This window comes from Nitratireductor indicus C115 (genome assembly GCF_000300515.1).
Taxonomy (GTDB): Bacteria; Pseudomonadota; Alphaproteobacteria; order Rhizobiales; family Rhizobiaceae; genus Nitratireductor; species Nitratireductor indicus.
This window is the reverse complement of the sequence record NZ_AMSI01000024.1, coordinates 13,843-28,669: the sequence shown is the minus strand read 5'-3', so window position 1 is coordinate 28,669 and position 14,827 is coordinate 13,843. Positions and strand designations below refer to the sequence as shown.

The following is a 14,827-nucleotide window of genomic DNA, read 5'->3' as shown; positions in this document are numbered from 1 at the left end:
TTTCCCCCCGCCAGTTGGGATCATCTGACGTCCGCATAAATGCGGAAAATCAAGGAGATGGAGCGGAAAAGCGTTCTCGTGAAACGATGAACCGTTCTAACGCATGTCTCCCGGAAGTGGGAACCGGTTCCGGGATAAAGACATGCGTAAAATCAGGAGCTTAAAGCGTAGGGAGCGAAACTGAAAGATCGCGACACGCTTTAATGCGAGGGGCCGCTTGGTGCGGGAAGTCCTTCGATGATGACGTTCACACAGGCCACCTTTCCGCTCTTGGCGGCACGTTCCAGTGCAGCGTCGAGCTCCGAAAGCTCCGTCACGAATTCGCCATGGCCGCCAAGCGCTGCCGCAACGAGGTCGTAGCGGCCATCGCTCAGCTCGCAGCCGATCAGGCGGTCGGCGCCGTAATCGCGAAGCTGAATCTGATGCTCCGCGTTCCAGCGCATGTCATTGCCGATGATGATCACATAGGGTGCGCCCACCCGCGCCGCCGTTTCCAGTTCGGCAAGGTGAAAGCCTGCGGTGCCATCGCCCATCAGCGAGAAGACCGCCGCATCGGGAAAGAGCTTGCCCGCGGCAAGCCCGTAGCAGAGCCCGCCCCCGATGGCGCCCGAAACGCCGTTGACGACCCGCCGCCCGGCGCTGAGCCCGGCCTGTACCCATTGACCGAACTCACCGCCATCGCTGATGAGCACGGCTTCACCGGCCTTGTCGATCTGGCGCTGCACGGCGGCGCAAACCTGATCCGGGGTAATGCGCCCCGAAACCGCAGCGGGTGCTGCCCGGCGTGCAAGCATCGCATTCACCTCGTCGCGCCATGCACCGTGGGCGCTGCGGCCTTCACCCACATCGATCAGGGCAGCTGCCGCATCGCGTGGGTCGGCGCAGAACGTCATGGCAAGCCGTCCGCCGAGATTGCGGTGGGCGCGGTCGCGTTCCTTGCCGTCAGGCTGTATGGAAAGCCAGCGGGCATCCTCGCGGAAGGCGGCCTTGTTTCCGAAGCCGAGGGTGAAGTCGACACGCTTGCCGAGCGTGACGACGAGATCGGCCTGTTTCAGCACTTCGCCGATGGCGCCGAGCGAGGGGTCTTTCAGACCGCGCGGGCTTTCCATGGCGATCACCGGCACATCATGTGCCTCTGAAAGCTTGCGGGTGAGGGCGCCGTTGCGTGTCGCGTTCATAACCGGGCCACACAGGATGACCGGCTTTGTGGCGGCGGCGATGGCCTGGCCGATGAGGCGTGCATCCCCTTCGCGAAGGGCCATGGTGTCGCGTACGAATTCCCCTGCCGGCGGCACCTTCGCATCGCCCGCATCCTGTTCCACCACGTCGAAGGGGAGGGCGATGTGCACGGGGCCTGGCCGGCCCGATGTCGCTGCCCGTATTGCCCGTGCCACATCCTCGCCCATCCGTGCCGCTGAAGATGCGCGCAGCGAGAGCTTGGTGAGGGGCGCTGTCATGGGCACCTGGTCCATCTCCTGGAATGCGCCCTTGCCATCCTGTCCGAGCGGGCTGTCGCCGGTGAGAAGCAGCACCGGCGTTTCCGATTCCGATGCGGTGAAGAGCGGACCGAGCGCGTTGGCGGCACCGGCACCCGCCGTCACCATGGCGACGCCGATGCCGCCGGTGAGCTGGGCATGGGCCTCGGCCATATAGAGCGCCGCCGCCTCATGGCGCGTGTGGACGATCTCCACGCCAGCGCCGAAGCAGGCGTCGTAGACGGGCATGATCTGGTTTCCCGAAAGCGAGTAGATGCGCGTCACACCCGCCGCCTTGAGTGCCGCCACCAGTAAATCCGCTCCGCGCATTCCGCTCTCCTCCTTTGGTGCCATTCCGGCGTTTCCCGGTCATGCCGGATGGTTGAACCTCATGCCACCTTGAAGAAGGGCGCGGGGATCAGAATCTTGTTTTCGATGTGGTCGACCAGCGGGCGCATCTGCACCGCATAGGCCTGCCATTCAGGCGAGGCCTGAAGCGCCTTTCGACGCTCCCAGCGGTCATCCATGCTTTCATAGCCCCACATGTGGACGATCTGATTAAGCGGGCCGATATCGGTGAAGTAATAGCCCACCATCTTGCCAAGGATGCGTGTCTGAACCTCAAGCCCCTCTTCCTCATAGAGCTTCAGGAATTTGGACACATTGCCATTCTTCAGCGTGTAGGTGCGCTGGTCCACGAACATTCGGTTCCCCTCCCGGTGGATGATGCGTCTGCCTGGCGTCCTGAAACGCTGCGGCAAAAGCTCAGATAAGCTCGTCGCTGCGGTCGTCGGTTTCGCCGTAGCGTTTCAGGACGGCGGGCTTGGTGCCCTCATAGAGCCGGTCCAGGTTCTGCGCGATGCGCTCGTTCTCACGCTCGAACAGGCAGTTGCCTTCAAGGTCCGAGGCTACGATGAAGGGCCCCATGCGGTTGCATTTGAGCACCCACATGGCTTGCGCCAGGCCGAGCTCCTCGTGCCAGTGCACGGCCTCCACATTATCCACGCCGCGTCCAAGCAGCGCGCCCGTGCCATAGCCCACAGTGGTAAGGTAGACCGCACCATTGGGCACGAAATATTGCTTGTAGTCGCGCGAGGTCATGCCGCCCTTGCCGATGATCAGCTTGGCACCGGTCTTGGCCATCCATTCGGGCAGCCATTTGGCGAAGCGGAAACTGGCCGTCGCTGTCACCGCGCCCATGTTGAAACTGCCATCCGGGCGGATGGTGGCGGCCGGAGAACAATGGAAATTCGCAGCACTTTCCGAAGGCAGCTCCATCGGAATGTTGGCCTTCTCCTCCAATGCGCGCATGTAGACACCCTCGCGCGCGGTGTACATCAGCCCGTCCAGATAAACGATGTCGCCAAGCCGCAATGCGGCGATGTCCTCGGCGGTGGGGGTGGTCGAAAGCCGGATCTCGCGCGGTTTCATTCGGCAGCCTCCATCACGGGTTCCCATTCGACCGTTTCGCGGCGCTGATAATCCGTGAACCAGTCGGGATCGGTGCGGTATTCGACGCGCCCGTCGGCAAAAATGCGCGCCACGGCGCGCCGCGACGACAGGCAGAAGGCATGCACGCTCATCTGCATGCCGCCGGTGTGGCAATAACCGACCTCGATATGGGTATCGATCACCATGTTCTTGCCGACAAAGCCCATGGCGCCCATGCCGATGGAATTGCCGAGCTCCTTCAATTCGTCCTCGAGTTCGGCCACGCGCGGGTCGGTGTTGCGGCTTCCCACCACGCGCAGGCACGCGGCGCGCTTGCCGAGCACCATGCAGGTATCCTTGCAGCCGCCGAGCCCGATGCCGATGATCGCCGGCTGGCAGGCGAGGCCGCGTTTGCCGAAGGCTACGAGACAGTCGAGATAGAAGCGCTTGATGCCCTCGATGCCGTCGGAGGGAAAGAGCATGCGGTAGTCGGTGCCGAAAAGGCCACCCTTATGAACGGTGATGAGGTCGATCCACTCGCCGCCCGGCTCGTAGCCATATTCGATTTCCGGCGCGCCTATGCCCACATTGTTGTTGTGGTCCGTTCGCCAGAGCGGATGCACGCGGTTGGGGCGCAGCGGCACGCCGTTGGTGCGGTTGGCAGTCGCCCGCCGCAATGCAGTCTCCAGCGCTATGGGGCCGCCCTCGATCTGGGTTTCGTTGCCCATCTTCACATACCAGCGTGGCGTGCCTGTATCGCCGCACATGGCGCGGCGGTCTTCCTTCGCTGCCTCGTAGTTCTTGAGCATGGCGTCGAGCACGAAGGCGGATAGCTCGCCTTCTTCTGTCTTTGCCGCCGCCTTCAGCCCGTCGAGATAGTCCTCGGGAATTTCGATCGCGGCCTTGTCCATCAGGGTTTCGGCCGTGGATTGGATCAGGTCGATGGAAATCATGCTTGAGCCACCAGGGTTTCGGGTTCGTCTTCGGGCAGGATCGTCTCGCCCGGCCGGACAATGGTGAAACGCACATTCTCGCGCTCCACGCTAACCGTGTCGCCGTTCTTTCTCGCCACGGTGAAATAGGAGGTGTCCATGTCCCCGCTGTCTGGGAAGTCCTCGCGGAAATGCGCTCCGCGCGAATTCTCGCGCGACAGCGCCGCCTTGGTGATGACCTCCGAAATCTCGGTCAGCGAAGCCACGTTCAGCCAGTCGTGCCAGGTCAGGTTGAAGGCGAGGTTGGAGGCATCGACGCCCGTGTCGAGAAGCGCGCCGTGAATGTCGCCAAGCCGTTGCAGCCCGCGCTTCAGCCCGTGTTCGGTGCGGATCACGCCCACATCGTCCCACATCATTTCCTGAAGCTGCTTGCGAATCTCGTGGACATTGCCGGGCTTTCGGGCGAAGGGCCGCCGTGCCCGTTCGATCTCGGCGGCCAGCACATCCTCATCCGGGTCGCGCAGGCTGCCCATGGTGCGGATATCGGCGGCCATCGTTTCGCCGGCCACGCCGCCGAAGACAGTGGAATTGGCCACGCCATTGCCGCCGAGGCGGTTGGAGCCATGGGCGCCGCCCGCATCTTCTCCGGCCACGTAAAGCCCCTCGATGCCGGCGCGCGTATCGGGATCGACCACCACGCCGCCCATGAAGTAATGCGCGGTGGGCACCACTTCGACGAGGCCTCCGGCCAGGTCGAAGCCGCAATCCGCGCAGCGCTTCACCATGCCGGTGAACTTCTTGCGCACATTGTCAGGCCCTAGATGCTTCATCGAGATATAGACGCCGACCTGCTCGGGATTGTTGTTCTTGCGCATCTCCGAATAGATGCCCCGGCTCACAACGTCGCGCGTGGCGCGTTCGCCGCGCTGGTCATAGTCGAACATGAAGCGGTGGCCGTGCGCGTTGAGAAGTTCGCCACCCGCGCCGCGCAGGCCTTCTTCCAGAACCGTGCCGGTCATGCGCGTATGGTCGCCCGCCAGAAGGCCGGTCGGGTGGAATTGCACCATCTCCATGTCGCGCAAGGGCAGGCCGAGGCGCAGCGCCATGGCGAGGCCGTCCATGGTCTTGTCGCCGGAAGGCGTGTGATATTTGTACATGGTGGGTCCGCCGCCGGTGCCCATCATCACCGTCTTGGCCCGCACAAAGCGAAAACGCCCCGTGCGCATGTCGATGAAGAGAACACCCGCCAGCGCGCTGCCGTCGCGTGTCGGCACCAGGCCGATGGCCCGGTGTTCCTCCAGCTTCTCGATGGGGCGGGACAGAACCTGCTCCATCAGCCGGTTGATGATCTCGATGCCGGTCAGGTCGCCCTTGTGCACGGTGCGGTCGGCAGTCTGCCCGGCGAAAGCCTTGTGATGCAGGCTGCCGTCCGGCTCGCGGTCGAAGAAGCAGCCGATCTCGTTTTCGAGTTCGCGCACCCGTTCCACGGCGAGCTTGCACAATTTCCAGGCCATGTCCTGGTTGGGCAGCCACTTGCCGCCCACCACCGTGTCCATGAAATGCCTCTCGACACTGTCGCCTTTGCCGAGCGCGACATTGTAGCCACCCTGAACCATCCGGGTGCAGCCGCATTTGCCCACAAGGCCTTTCACGGCGACGGTGATCCGCGTTCCCTCGGGCGCATTCTGCTGCGCGTGGAGAGCGGCAAACAATCCGGCTCCACCCGTTCCGAGGATCAGGATGTCCGTGTCGTGACGGTCGATATCCGCTTTCAGAGGCATGGCTACACCGCGTTCAGGAAAAAGGCGCCGGACACCAGAAACGCGCCGGCGATGCTGGCTGCGGCCAGCGTCTTGTGGCGTGCGGGCCAGGGCAGGAATTCGAGCGCCAGAAGGCGCAAGCCGCCGAACAGATGTACGGCAAGCAGGAAGACAAGGCCGAATTCGGCGAATTTGACCAGGGGATGGTCGGTCCAGCGCGCAAATCCGTCAAAGCCTTCCGGATTCGTCAGCACCATCGAGAGCATCCAGAAATGCGCGGGCAGGAATAGCGCCAGCCCGAGCCCCGAAAGCCGGTGGAGCAGGAAGGCGAACCAGAGCGGGTGATTGCGATGACCCCTCATGCCGACACCGTCACGGCCATGACGGCGCGCGCGCCGAGAAACAGGAAAAGGAGGAAGCTTGCACCGCTCAGGAGCGAAAGGGCGCTGCCGCGCAATCCGGTGGTTTCCGAGACGATCACCCGCACGCCGATGGCCGCATGCACGGAAACGGCGGCCACGAACATGCCGTAGAACAGGAACCAGAAGACGGAACCTTGTGTACGGCCGAGAATTTCGGCGGCGCTGAGCCCCCCCTGGATCGCGTAGATCATCACCGCGATATGCGTGATGACGAAGGGAACCATGATCATGGCGCTGATGCGCTGGGCGAGATAGAGGCGAATATTGAGCATCACGCACCCCGCTTGAAGAAATTGCGGGCCGTCAGCCGCTTCAGTCCGGCGATGGCGCTCATGGGGTCGAGGTCGTTGGGGCAATGCAGGGTGCAGCTGCCCATGGAGTGGCAGTTGTGGCAGCCGCCAGCCGCCGAGACGATCTCGATAACCGCGTCGCGATTGCCGTGTTTCTCGTCATTGACGATGGTCCAGGCACGCTGGAGCGCAGCCGGGCCCAGATAGTCCGGATTGCCCGTCACCGTGTCGCAAGCCGCATAGCAGACCGAACAGTTGATGCATTCGATGCCTGCATTGGCCGCGTCGCGGCCCGCGCTCTCCGGCTTGATCTGCGGAATGGGGTCGTTGCGCGTCGCGCTGGGGGCGTGCCGTCCGCCCGCCTTCACCCATTTGTCGAAGAAGGGCGCCATGTCGGCGGCCAGGTCCTTGATGACGGGCAGGTTGCGCAGCGGCGCGATCTTCAGCTTGCGGTCCTTGCCCGCGACCTTCTTCACATGGGTGCGGCAGGTCCAGCGGGGCGAGCCGTTGACCATCATCGCGCAGGAGCCGCACATGCCCACCCGGCAGGCGAAGCGATAGGTCAACGTCGGGTCGGCATTCTGCTGAATCCACGACACCACGTCCAGAATGGTCTGGCTGGCATATTCGGGAACCCTGAAGGACTGATAGTCCCCCGAAGAGGCGTCCCCCCGCCAGACCGAAACGTCGAGATATTCCTGCTGTTCGGACAAGGCTTTTCCCAATCAAGATGGTCTTTAGAACGGGTATAAATGATAGATAGTTTTACAAAAAAGCGGATAATTCTAACGCTTAGTTTCAGTTTTCCTTACATAAAGCTCCGGCCATCAAAGCTGCTGAAACGAATGTGGCGGGCTCTTGCCGACCCCGCCACTTCCTTTTGAAAAGATTGTTCTTTCAGTTCTTTGCCGGGCTTGCGACCGCATCGCTGTCGGGCGGTTTCGGTCCACGTAGGCCCGTCCGGAGGATGGCGTAAAGAGTGATCGCCGTCAGGCCCCAGAAGAACCAGGTAATCGGGCCCCTGAAGAGGATCACCGGGCTGCCGCCGGACATCAGCATGGCCTGACGGAAATTGTCTTCCAGAAGCGGCCCGAGGATGAAGGCGATCAGGAAAGGCGGGGCGGGAATATGCATGCGCATCATCAGGTAACCGACCCAGCCCATGACCAGCATGACACCTATGTCGAACACGCTGTTGTTGACCGCGAACACGCCATAGATGCTGAGGATCAGCACCGTCGGGATGAGGATGCGGCGTGGAATGTCGGCCACATATTTGAAGCCCCGGATCGCCGCCGAACCGATCACCAGCAGGAATACCGAGCTGACGATCAGGCCGATGAAGAGGCCGTAGATCAGGTCCACATTCACCACGAACATCATCGGACCGGGCTGCAGCCCGTGCACCATGAAGGCGCCGATGATGATGGCGGTGATGACGTCGCCGGGAACGCCCAACGCCAGAAGCGGGATGAGCGTTGCACCGGCAACGCCGTTGTTTCCGGCTTCGGCGGCAGCCACGCCCTCCACCTCGCCCTTGCCGAAATTGGCCTTGTTGGGCGATTTGCGGCGGGCTTCCGAATAGGAAAGGAAGGCGGCGGGTGCGGCACCGATGCCGGGAATGGAGCCGAGGAAGACGCCGATAAAGCTGCCTCGCAGGATCGAGCGGAAAGACTTCTTGTAATCGGCGAACGTGACCTTGTTCTTGCCCAGGCTGCGCGTCTTGCCGAGATGACCGGTCGGGTGCCAGGCCATGGCCAGCACTTCGGGAATGGCGAACAGGCCGATCAGGACGGCGATGAAGTTCAGACCGCCCATCATGTTCGGATCGCCGAAGGTGAAGCGGTTCGTGCCGTAGATCAGGTCGAGGCCCACCGTTGCCAGAAGAAGCCCCAGCAGGGCGGAAAAGGCACCGCGCAACAGGCTTTCACCCGAAACACCCGCAATGATCGTCAGCGAGAACAGGATCAGCGTGAAGAATTCCGGCGGTCCGAAGTTCAGGGCGAACGATGCCAGCCAGCCGGCGAACAGAATGAGCGACAGGTTCGATACGAGGTCAGCCGTGCATGAGGCCCAGAGCGCCATGCCGAGCGCCCTGCCGGCTTCGCCGCGTTCGGCCATCGGATAACCGTCCATGACGGTTGCCGAGGAGGCCGGCGTGCCGGGTGTCTTGATCAGGATGGCGGGGATGGAGCCACCGAAAATGCCGCCCTTGTAGACGCCGAGAAGAAGCAGGATGCCTGTCACGGGTTGCATCGAGAAAGTGAACGGCAGCGTCAGCGCGACAGCCATGGTGGCCGACATGCCGGGAATGGCGCCGGCAATGACGCCGATGGCGACGCCGAGACCGAGCGCGAGAAACACTTCGAGATTGCTGACGAGCGAAAGGCCCGCCATCAGGCTGTCGAGAAATGTCATGGAAGCCTCACGAAATCGCCTTGCGGGATCGCCAGGCCGGCGACATGCGCAAAAAAGGCATAGAGGACAAGCGGTATCGCCACGGCACAGATGAAGGCTGCGATCGGATAACGCGTTTTCAACACGAGGACAGTTGCCATGAACATCAGCATCGATGTCCATACCATGCCGAGCTTGGCCATGATTGCCATCGCCACCACCATGATGACGGCGATTGCGGCAAGCCGGAGATAGCCCTGCTTCTCGTCCTCGATCTGCTCGTTGAGCGGCGGTCCCCCGGCCGTCTGGCTCATTCCTGTCGCAACCAGGCCGAGCCCCGTAAGCCCCATCAGACCTGCCAGCGTATAGGGCCAGAACACCGGCGAGAGCACGATGTGCGGCACATTGCTGGGAACCGAAACCCAGTTCGGTATGGCTATGAGGATCAGGAACAGGGACAGGGCGATCGCGCCGAGCCCAAGCCGGATTTGCAACTGTCTGTTATCCATCCGCTCCTCCCAAAGCGAAGGCGCCGGGCGATTGCCCGGCGCTGAGTTTCCCCTGGTTCAGCCTTCCACGCGCATGCCGAGTTTGTCGACGAGTTTCTTGAACGTCTCGTACTGACGGTTGATGAAGGCGCTCGCGTCCTCAGGCGACATGAGTTCGACGATCGAGCCGCTGGACGTCATGGTCTTCATGAAGCGCTCGTCGGCAACGGCTGCCGCCATCCACTCGCCCCACTTCGCGGCGACGTCATCCGGCAGGTCCTTGGGGCCGGCAATGCCCGTCCAGCCAACCAGCTCGGTCAGCGCAGGCTTGCCGAGTTCCACAGCGGTCGGCGCATCGAAGCCTGCAAGCGGTTCCTTGGTCGTGACCAGGATCGGCTTCAGCTGCTTGTTGGCGATCAGATTGGCAAGCGCGGAGGAATTCGTGCACACGAAGGTCACGGTTCCGTTGAGCACTGCGGTTGCCGCTTCGCCGCCGCCCTTCTGCGGAATGTGGGTGGCCTTGTTGAGCGGGTCCTTGACGCCGAATTCGTCGAGAACCATCACGGCGGCAAGCTGGAGCATGGAGCCGACGCCGGACGAGCTGTAGCTCACGCCGCCTTCTTCCGCCTTCTTTGCCAGATCCTCGATCGACTGGATGTCGGAACCTTCTTTAACCGCGCATACGACCGGGTTGATCTCATAGACCGTCACGAAGCGAAAATCGTCGAGCGTATAGGGCAGGGTTGCCTTCATCGCCGGGTTCACGGTGTGCGACCCGACACGGGCGAAAAGCATCGTATAGCCATCGGACCGGGCGTTCTTCACCTGCACGCTGCCGGTGGCGCCGCCAGCGCCGGTGATGTTCGACATGACCATCGGCTTGCCAGCGGCCTTGCTCAGCGGCTCCGAAATGGCACGCGCGGAAATATCCGTCGCACCGCCCGCGCCATAGGGGATGATCATGTTGATCGGACGTTCTGGATATTCGGCTAGCGCTGCGGTGGACATCGCGCCCAGCAGAATTGCGCTGGCTAACAGTGAAAGTGGTTTCAGTTTCATCCGGTTCTCCTCCCATTTTGATTTGCCGACTGCTCATAGCACTTCGGCCGGTCTCCTCACACCTTGACATTTCTTATGGGCAAGGCTTTCTTAATAAAAGCCGGTTTTGCTAACATTTTTTGTTAGAAAATCTAACATTAAACTTTTGCGTGCGCTTCCATGTCGATTCGATCTCTGCGAACCCTCGTTGCCGTTCACGATCACGGCACGTTCAGTGCGGCGGCTGATGCGGTCTTCGTGACCTATTCAGCCGTATCGCAGCAGATGAAGGCGCTGGAGGAGGAGTATGGCATTACCATATTCGACCGTTCCAAACGCACGCCCGAACTGACACCGCTCGGTCTTGCCCTCGTGGCGCGCGCCCGGGAGATCGTTCGCGCCTATGACGATCTCCTGCCGTCCATCCAGGGAGAGGGGGCGCTGAAGGGGGAAATCACGCTCGCGGCCGTTCCCACCACGCTGACGGGCCTGGTGCCGCTCGGCATTTCCGTTCTCAAGCGCAATTGCCCCGATTTGCATATCCGTGTCGGCCTGGGCCTCACGACGCCGCTTCTCACCCAGATCAAGCGCGGCACACTTGAGGCAGGCATTCTATCGGTTCCCGCCCTGGCGCCGGAGGGCCTCACCATTCAGGAAATCGTCACCGAGCCGCTGGAGCTTCTGGTTTCTCATGAGCATGCCGATGACGATCCGTTCGAATTGCTGCGCACGCAGCCCTTCATAAGATTCAACCGCGAGGCGGTTGTCGGCGAAATCATCGAGCGGTGGCTTCAGGCAAGATCGATCACCGTCAACGAGACCATGGAGCTTCAAGGGCTGGATGCAATCACGAGCATGGTCGCCGCCAATCTCGGTGTTTCGATCTGCCCGCGGCGCTGTATCAAGACCAGCATGACGCCGGGTGTGCGCTCGCTTTCGCTCGGTGACGATGCGCCCACCCGGCGCTTGTGCCTCGTCACGCGCAAGAACAGTGCCAAGCGCCTGGTTATCGACAAGATTCATGAATCCTTCCTGGAGGCCGTCCGCATCGGCGTCTTTCCGGCAGGACAAGCTCAGGAAAGCCTATAATCGTGACATTTGAGACTGCTGCCATGATCGTCGCCGGCGCTGCCGCCGGCGGTTTCATAAATGGATTAGCCGGCTTTGGGACGGCTCTTTTCGCCCTCGGCTTCTTTCTGGAAGTGATGACCGCGACGCAAGCCGTTTCCCTTGTCGTCATCCTGTCCGTGGTCAGTGGCCTGCAGGGGGTCTATCTGGTGCGTGATGCGATGTTCAACAACACGCGGCGGCTGATGCGCTTTCTGCTGCCTGCGCTGGTCGGCATTCCGCTGGGCATTTACGCGCTGGCCTATCTGGAGGCGCATACGCTGAAGCTGGTGATTGGCTTCTTTCTCGTTCTTTACGGCGGTTTCTTTGCCTTCCGGCGCAACCTGCCGCAGATCGAAGGCGAAAAGCCGGTCGCCGATATGGTCGTCGGCTTCGCGGGCGGCATTCTCGGCGGTGCGGCTTCGCTTTCCGGCGCGCTCCCCACCATGTGGTGTTCCATGCGCCCGTGGCCGAAGGCCGAAACACGTGCTGTTCTTCAGCCCTTCAACGTAGCGGTGCTCAGCATCGCGATCATTCTCTTCTGGCTTCGCGGCGCATACACCCACGAAACGCTCTATCATCTGGCCATAGCTGTGCCCGCTTCCCTGATCGCCGCTCAACTTGGCATCACGGTTTTCAAGCGGCTGAACGACGGCCTGTTTCGCAGGCTCCTGATCCTGTTGACCTTCTTTTCCGGCGCCATTCTCCTGTCGCGTGAAGCCATGGCCATGCTTGGCTAGAGTATTTTGCAGTCAGGTGGAATCGCCTGACGTCCCATAAATGCGGACAAACAGTGAGAGCGGTTCAGCATATCGATGAAATGCTGAGCCGCTCCAGGCTTAACGCTGGACGAGAAAGGCTCTCCTAACCTAACCAACGGGACCGAGCGAGGCCCGCTCGGCAATCTCCGTTTCCAGGCAGATCGTTTCAGGTGGCTTTCCCTCCAGCGTCTGCCGCAGGAGCGCCTGTGCGGCCAGATTGCCCATTTTGCGATGGGGGACATGGACGGTGGTGATCGGCGGGGAAACCACGGTCGCGATTTCGATATCGTCGAACCCGGTGACGGAAACGTCGCCCGGTACGTCGATGCCCATCTCACGCGCTGCCATTACGGCGCCGACAGCAAGCACATCATTGCCGCACATGACGAGGGTCGGCCTGTCTTCGCCCTCCATGAGTGTGTGAAAGGCAGCCTTGCCGCGTTTGATGCTGTAATGGGTTTCCACAAGGCGCAGGGACTGCGGGTCGAGACCCGCCGCCTTCATGGCTGCTCGCACCCCCTCGACGCGGGCCCTGGCACGGTCATTATGGATCGATTGCGCGGAGATATAGGCAATACGCCGATGGCCGAGCTTCAGCGCTTTTTCGGCCAGCTTGCGCGAGGCGGCCTCATTGTCGAAGCCGACGAACGATACGCCCGGCTGATTGCCGATCGCCCAGGCAAGCACCACCGGAATGCCGCGCTCGGCGAGAAAGTCGTAGATGGCCGGGTCCCGGTCGGCGCCGATCAGGAGCAGACCGTCGGCTCCGCGTGCAACGAGGTTGCGGATTTGGCTTTCCTCGACGGATGCCTCGTAATTGGAGCTGGCGACAAGCAGGGTGCTGTCGATGCTCGCCAGCGCGTCCTGAAAGGCCTGCACGCCACGGGCGAAAATGGCGTTTTCCATGGTCGGGATCACGGCGCCATAGGTGTTGGTGCGCCGTGCGGCCAGCGCCCGCGCTCCGAAATTCGGCGTGTAGCGCAGCTTCTCCACCGCCTCCATGACGCGGGCGCGGGTTGCCTCCGTCACCTGGGCCGGATTGTTGAGACAGCGCGATACGGTTGCAGTTGAAACGCCCGCCTGCCGAGCCACGTCCTCCAGCGTCGGTAGTCCTGCCGTGCGGCCTTGATTGTTCATGAAGATGCCACGCTCCGCAGCCTTGAGAGAGATTCCATTTGTGATGATACCATTTCTTGAATTGTGAATGTAAGCCCTTGCATTTCGGAATGTAAGCGCTTACAAATCGTGCCGGTGACGTAAAGTCACGGGAGGAATTCATGTTCTTGGTGCTTTCGGGACTGTCTTTCGCAGCCTTTGCCTGGAGCGTCGTCTACGGCTCTTTCACCGGTTTGTCGTTTTTCGGCGACAAGGGCGATCTCGCGCTTCTGGTCCTGACGACCCTCTTTTTCATTGTCGCAATCTTGAAGGCGGAGGCTTCGCGGGCACCGCGGGAGACGAATTCTCAAACACGCTGACTGGGAGGTAGCGCATGTCTGACAATCGTGATCTGAAATCGGCCGAGCGCCGTAATTTTCTGAAACTTACAGGAGCTGGCGCCTTCACCGCTGCGGTGATGGCGGGCGCGGCGGGGACGCTCTGGTCCGAGGAGGCGGCGGCGCAGACCGCGCAGGAAGAGCGCGAGCGCGAGAAGGCCGCCGAGCATACGATGACCATTGCCAGCGCCTATGTGCTTGGCGCCTCGCGCAGTTATCCGATCCTTCAGCTCGATCTCAAGGAAAACATCCAGAACGCCACGCGCGGCAAGGTTTATGTGAAGCTCGCTCCGGGCGGGCAACTCGGCGCCGGTGGAGCCCTGGTTCAGAAGGTGCAGGGCGGCACCATTCAGGCCGCGCAGCATTCTCTGGCTAATTTTGCCCCCTTCGCGCCGGCGGTGGATCTGATCAACCTGCCGTATTTCTGCGGTTCCAACCAGCGCTTCACAAATCTCGTGACCTCCGATGCGTGGATCAATGAAGTCCATCCCAAGGTGGAGGAGAAGGGCTTCAAGCCGCTGTTCTATGTCGTGATCGACCCGCGTGTCGTCGCCATCCGCAAGGGCGGCGCGGGCGCCGTGATGTCTCCTTCCGATCTGAAGGGCGTCAAGTTCCGCGTTCCCGGTTCGCAGATGCTGTCGCAATACTACCGGATGGTTGGCGCCAACCCGACGCCCGTTGCCTGGGGCGAGACGCCTTCGGCCATCAAGCAGGGCGTTGCCGATGCGCTCGATCCGGCGGTCGGCGCTCTCTATGTGTTCGGCTTCAAGGATATCCTGAGCCACGTCACCTTCACGCAGGCTGTGCCTGACAGCCAAGTCTATTCCTGCAACCTCGAATGGTTCAATGCCTTGCCGGCCGATATCCAGGAGGCGATCCTTTTCGCCTCGGAGATCACCCAGCAGCAGAACCTCGCCAAGGTGCCCGCCGCGCGCAACTATGCGATGGCGGAACTGGCCAAGTCGGGTGTCGAGTTCCACACGCTCAGCGATGATCAGCTCGGCGAGTGGAAGGAAACGGGCGGTTATCAGCGCAGCGAATGGGATGACTTCAAGACGGAGCTTGCGGGCTCCATGGAAGCCTTCACCAAGCTGGAGGAAGCCGCCGGCACCATGGGCCGTTACTACGTCCACGACGCCTGATCCCCAAACAGCCTCTCCGGCGCGGCTATCCTCCGCGCCGGTCTGGTCCGAACCGGAAACCCTTCCCGGCTGAGCCGGGGAGACAGACCGA

The 14,827-nt window shown here is 61.8% G+C and carries 16 protein-coding genes; 4 read left to right on the top strand and 12 right to left on the bottom strand.

Annotated elements, in window-relative coordinates:
• Nucleotides 1-200: 200 nt before the first annotated feature.
• The 11 genes from NA8A_RS22555 to NA8A_RS22505 all read right to left on the bottom strand — a co-directional run bounded on the left by NA8A_RS22555 (nt 201) and on the right by NA8A_RS22505 (nt 10,254).
• A complete protein-coding gene (locus NA8A_RS22555) occupies nt 201-1,829 on the bottom strand; it encodes a thiamine pyrophosphate-binding protein (RefSeq protein WP_040673394.1) in 1,629 nt (542 codons plus the stop codon).
• A gap of 35 nt (nt 1,830-1,864) precedes the next feature.
• A complete protein-coding gene (locus NA8A_RS22550) occupies nt 1,865-2,179 on the bottom strand; it encodes an NIPSNAP family protein (protein ID WP_009452741.1) in 315 nt (104 codons plus the stop codon).
• Nucleotides 2,180-2,240: 61 nt separating this feature from the next.
• Nucleotides 2,241-2,906 (bottom strand): fumarate hydratase C-terminal domain-containing protein, encoded by a 666-nt coding sequence (locus NA8A_RS22545; protein WP_009452739.1) that lies wholly within the window; start codon nt 2,904-2,906, stop codon nt 2,241-2,243.
• Nucleotides 2,903-3,859: a fumarate hydratase gene (locus NA8A_RS22540; protein WP_009452738.1), complete on the bottom strand. Its 957-nt coding sequence runs from the start codon at nt 3,857-3,859 to the stop codon at nt 2,903-2,905. The genes NA8A_RS22545 and NA8A_RS22540 overlap by 4 nt, the downstream gene beginning before the upstream one ends.
• Entirely contained in the window at nt 3,856-5,619 is a 1,764-nt protein-coding gene (locus NA8A_RS22535; protein ID WP_009452737.1) for an L-aspartate oxidase, read from the bottom strand. The genes NA8A_RS22540 and NA8A_RS22535 overlap by 4 nt, the downstream gene beginning before the upstream one ends.
• 2 nt (nt 5,620-5,621) lie before the next feature.
• Entirely contained in the window at nt 5,622-5,960 is a 339-nt protein-coding gene (gene sdhC / locus NA8A_RS22530) for a succinate dehydrogenase, cytochrome b556 subunit (protein ID WP_009452736.1), read from the bottom strand.
• On the bottom strand, nt 5,957-6,292 hold the full coding sequence (locus tag NA8A_RS22525) for a succinate dehydrogenase (RefSeq protein WP_009452735.1): 336 nt from the start codon (nt 6,290-6,292) through the stop codon (nt 5,957-5,959). The genes sdhC and NA8A_RS22525 overlap by 4 nt, the downstream gene beginning before the upstream one ends.
• On the bottom strand, nt 6,292-7,023 hold the full coding sequence (locus tag NA8A_RS22520) for a succinate dehydrogenase/fumarate reductase iron-sulfur subunit (RefSeq protein ID WP_009452734.1): 732 nt from the start codon (nt 7,021-7,023) through the stop codon (nt 6,292-6,294). Before NA8A_RS22520 ends, NA8A_RS22525 begins: the two co-directional genes overlap by 1 nt.
• 184 nt (nt 7,024-7,207) lie before the next feature.
• On the bottom strand, nt 7,208-8,728 hold the full coding sequence (locus NA8A_RS22515; RefSeq protein WP_009452733.1) for a tripartite tricarboxylate transporter permease: 1,521 nt from the start codon (nt 8,726-8,728) through the stop codon (nt 7,208-7,210).
• Nucleotides 8,725-9,216 (bottom strand): tripartite tricarboxylate transporter TctB family protein, encoded by a 492-nt coding sequence (locus NA8A_RS22510; protein ID WP_009452732.1) that lies wholly within the window; start codon nt 9,214-9,216, stop codon nt 8,725-8,727. Before NA8A_RS22510 ends, NA8A_RS22515 begins: the two co-directional genes overlap by 4 nt.
• A 57-nt stretch (nt 9,217-9,273) precedes the next feature.
• Nucleotides 9,274-10,254: a tripartite tricarboxylate transporter substrate binding protein gene (locus NA8A_RS22505; protein ID WP_009452731.1), complete on the bottom strand. Its 981-nt coding sequence runs from the start codon at nt 10,252-10,254 to the stop codon at nt 9,274-9,276.
• Between the two features lie 159 nt (nt 10,255-10,413).
• Here NA8A_RS22505 and NA8A_RS22500 point away from each other — a divergent pair, with 159 nt between their 5' ends.
• Together NA8A_RS22500 and NA8A_RS22495 are read left to right on the top strand one after the other, a co-directional pair.
• Entirely contained in the window at nt 10,414-11,322 is a 909-nt protein-coding gene (locus NA8A_RS22500) for a LysR family transcriptional regulator (protein ID WP_009452730.1), read from the top strand.
• Between the two features lie 2 nt (nt 11,323-11,324).
• The gene (locus NA8A_RS22495) at nt 11,325-12,080 is read left to right on the top strand and encodes a sulfite exporter TauE/SafE family protein (RefSeq protein ID WP_202802967.1); all 756 of its coding nucleotides are present in this window, start codon (nt 11,325-11,327) and stop codon (nt 12,078-12,080) included.
• Between the two features lie 129 nt (nt 12,081-12,209).
• Here NA8A_RS22495 and NA8A_RS22490 read toward each other — a convergent pair whose 3' ends face one another.
• Nucleotides 12,210-13,238, bottom strand: coding sequence for a LacI family DNA-binding transcriptional regulator (locus NA8A_RS22490; protein WP_009452728.1), 1,029 nt, complete (start codon nt 13,236-13,238; stop codon nt 12,210-12,212).
• Between the two features lie 140 nt (nt 13,239-13,378).
• On the opposite strand from NA8A_RS22490, the gene NA8A_RS22485 reads away from it, so the two are divergent.
• Nucleotides 13,379-13,576, top strand: coding sequence for a hypothetical protein (locus NA8A_RS22485; RefSeq protein ID WP_009452727.1), 198 nt, complete (start codon nt 13,379-13,381; stop codon nt 13,574-13,576).
• A 14-nt stretch (nt 13,577-13,590) separates the two neighbouring features.
• Complete coding sequence (locus tag NA8A_RS22480; RefSeq protein WP_009452726.1) at nt 13,591-14,736, top strand: TRAP transporter substrate-binding protein; 1,146 nt, start codon at nt 13,591-13,593, stop codon at nt 14,734-14,736.
• Nucleotides 14,737-14,827: the final 91 nt, after the last annotated feature.

Coding starts and splice junctions, on each gene's coding strand:
- NA8A_RS22555 (WP_040673394.1), bottom strand. CDS start 1,829: ATGGCACCAAAGGAGGAGAGCGGAATGCGCGGAGCGGATTTACTGGTG.
- NA8A_RS22550 (WP_009452741.1), bottom strand. CDS start 2,179: ATGTTCGTGGACCAGCGCACCTACACGCTGAAGAATGGCAATGTGTCC.
- NA8A_RS22545 (WP_009452739.1), bottom strand. CDS start 2,906: ATGAAACCGCGCGAGATCCGGCTTTCGACCACCCCCACCGCCGAGGAC.
- NA8A_RS22540 (WP_009452738.1), bottom strand. CDS start 3,859: ATGATTTCCATCGACCTGATCCAATCCACGGCCGAAACCCTGATGGAC.
- NA8A_RS22535 (WP_009452737.1), bottom strand. CDS start 5,619: ATGCCTCTGAAAGCGGATATCGACCGTCACGACACGGACATCCTGATC.
- sdhC (WP_009452736.1), bottom strand. CDS start 5,960: ATGAGGGGTCATCGCAATCACCCGCTCTGGTTCGCCTTCCTGCTCCAC.
- NA8A_RS22525 (WP_009452735.1), bottom strand. CDS start 6,292: ATGCTCAATATTCGCCTCTATCTCGCCCAGCGCATCAGCGCCATGATC.
- NA8A_RS22515 (WP_009452733.1), bottom strand. CDS start 8,728: ATGACATTTCTCGACAGCCTGATGGCGGGCCTTTCGCTCGTCAGCAAT.
- NA8A_RS22510 (WP_009452732.1), bottom strand. CDS start 9,216: ATGGATAACAGACAGTTGCAAATCCGGCTTGGGCTCGGCGCGATCGCC.
- NA8A_RS22505 (WP_009452731.1), bottom strand. CDS start 10,254: ATGAAACTGAAACCACTTTCACTGTTAGCCAGCGCAATTCTGCTGGGC.
- NA8A_RS22500 (WP_009452730.1), top strand. CDS start 10,414: ATGTCGATTCGATCTCTGCGAACCCTCGTTGCCGTTCACGATCACGGC.
- NA8A_RS22490 (WP_009452728.1), bottom strand. CDS start 13,238: ATGAACAATCAAGGCCGCACGGCAGGACTACCGACGCTGGAGGACGTG.
- NA8A_RS22485 (WP_009452727.1), top strand. CDS start 13,379: ATGTTCTTGGTGCTTTCGGGACTGTCTTTCGCAGCCTTTGCCTGGAGC.
- NA8A_RS22480 (WP_009452726.1), top strand. CDS start 13,591: ATGTCTGACAATCGTGATCTGAAATCGGCCGAGCGCCGTAATTTTCTG.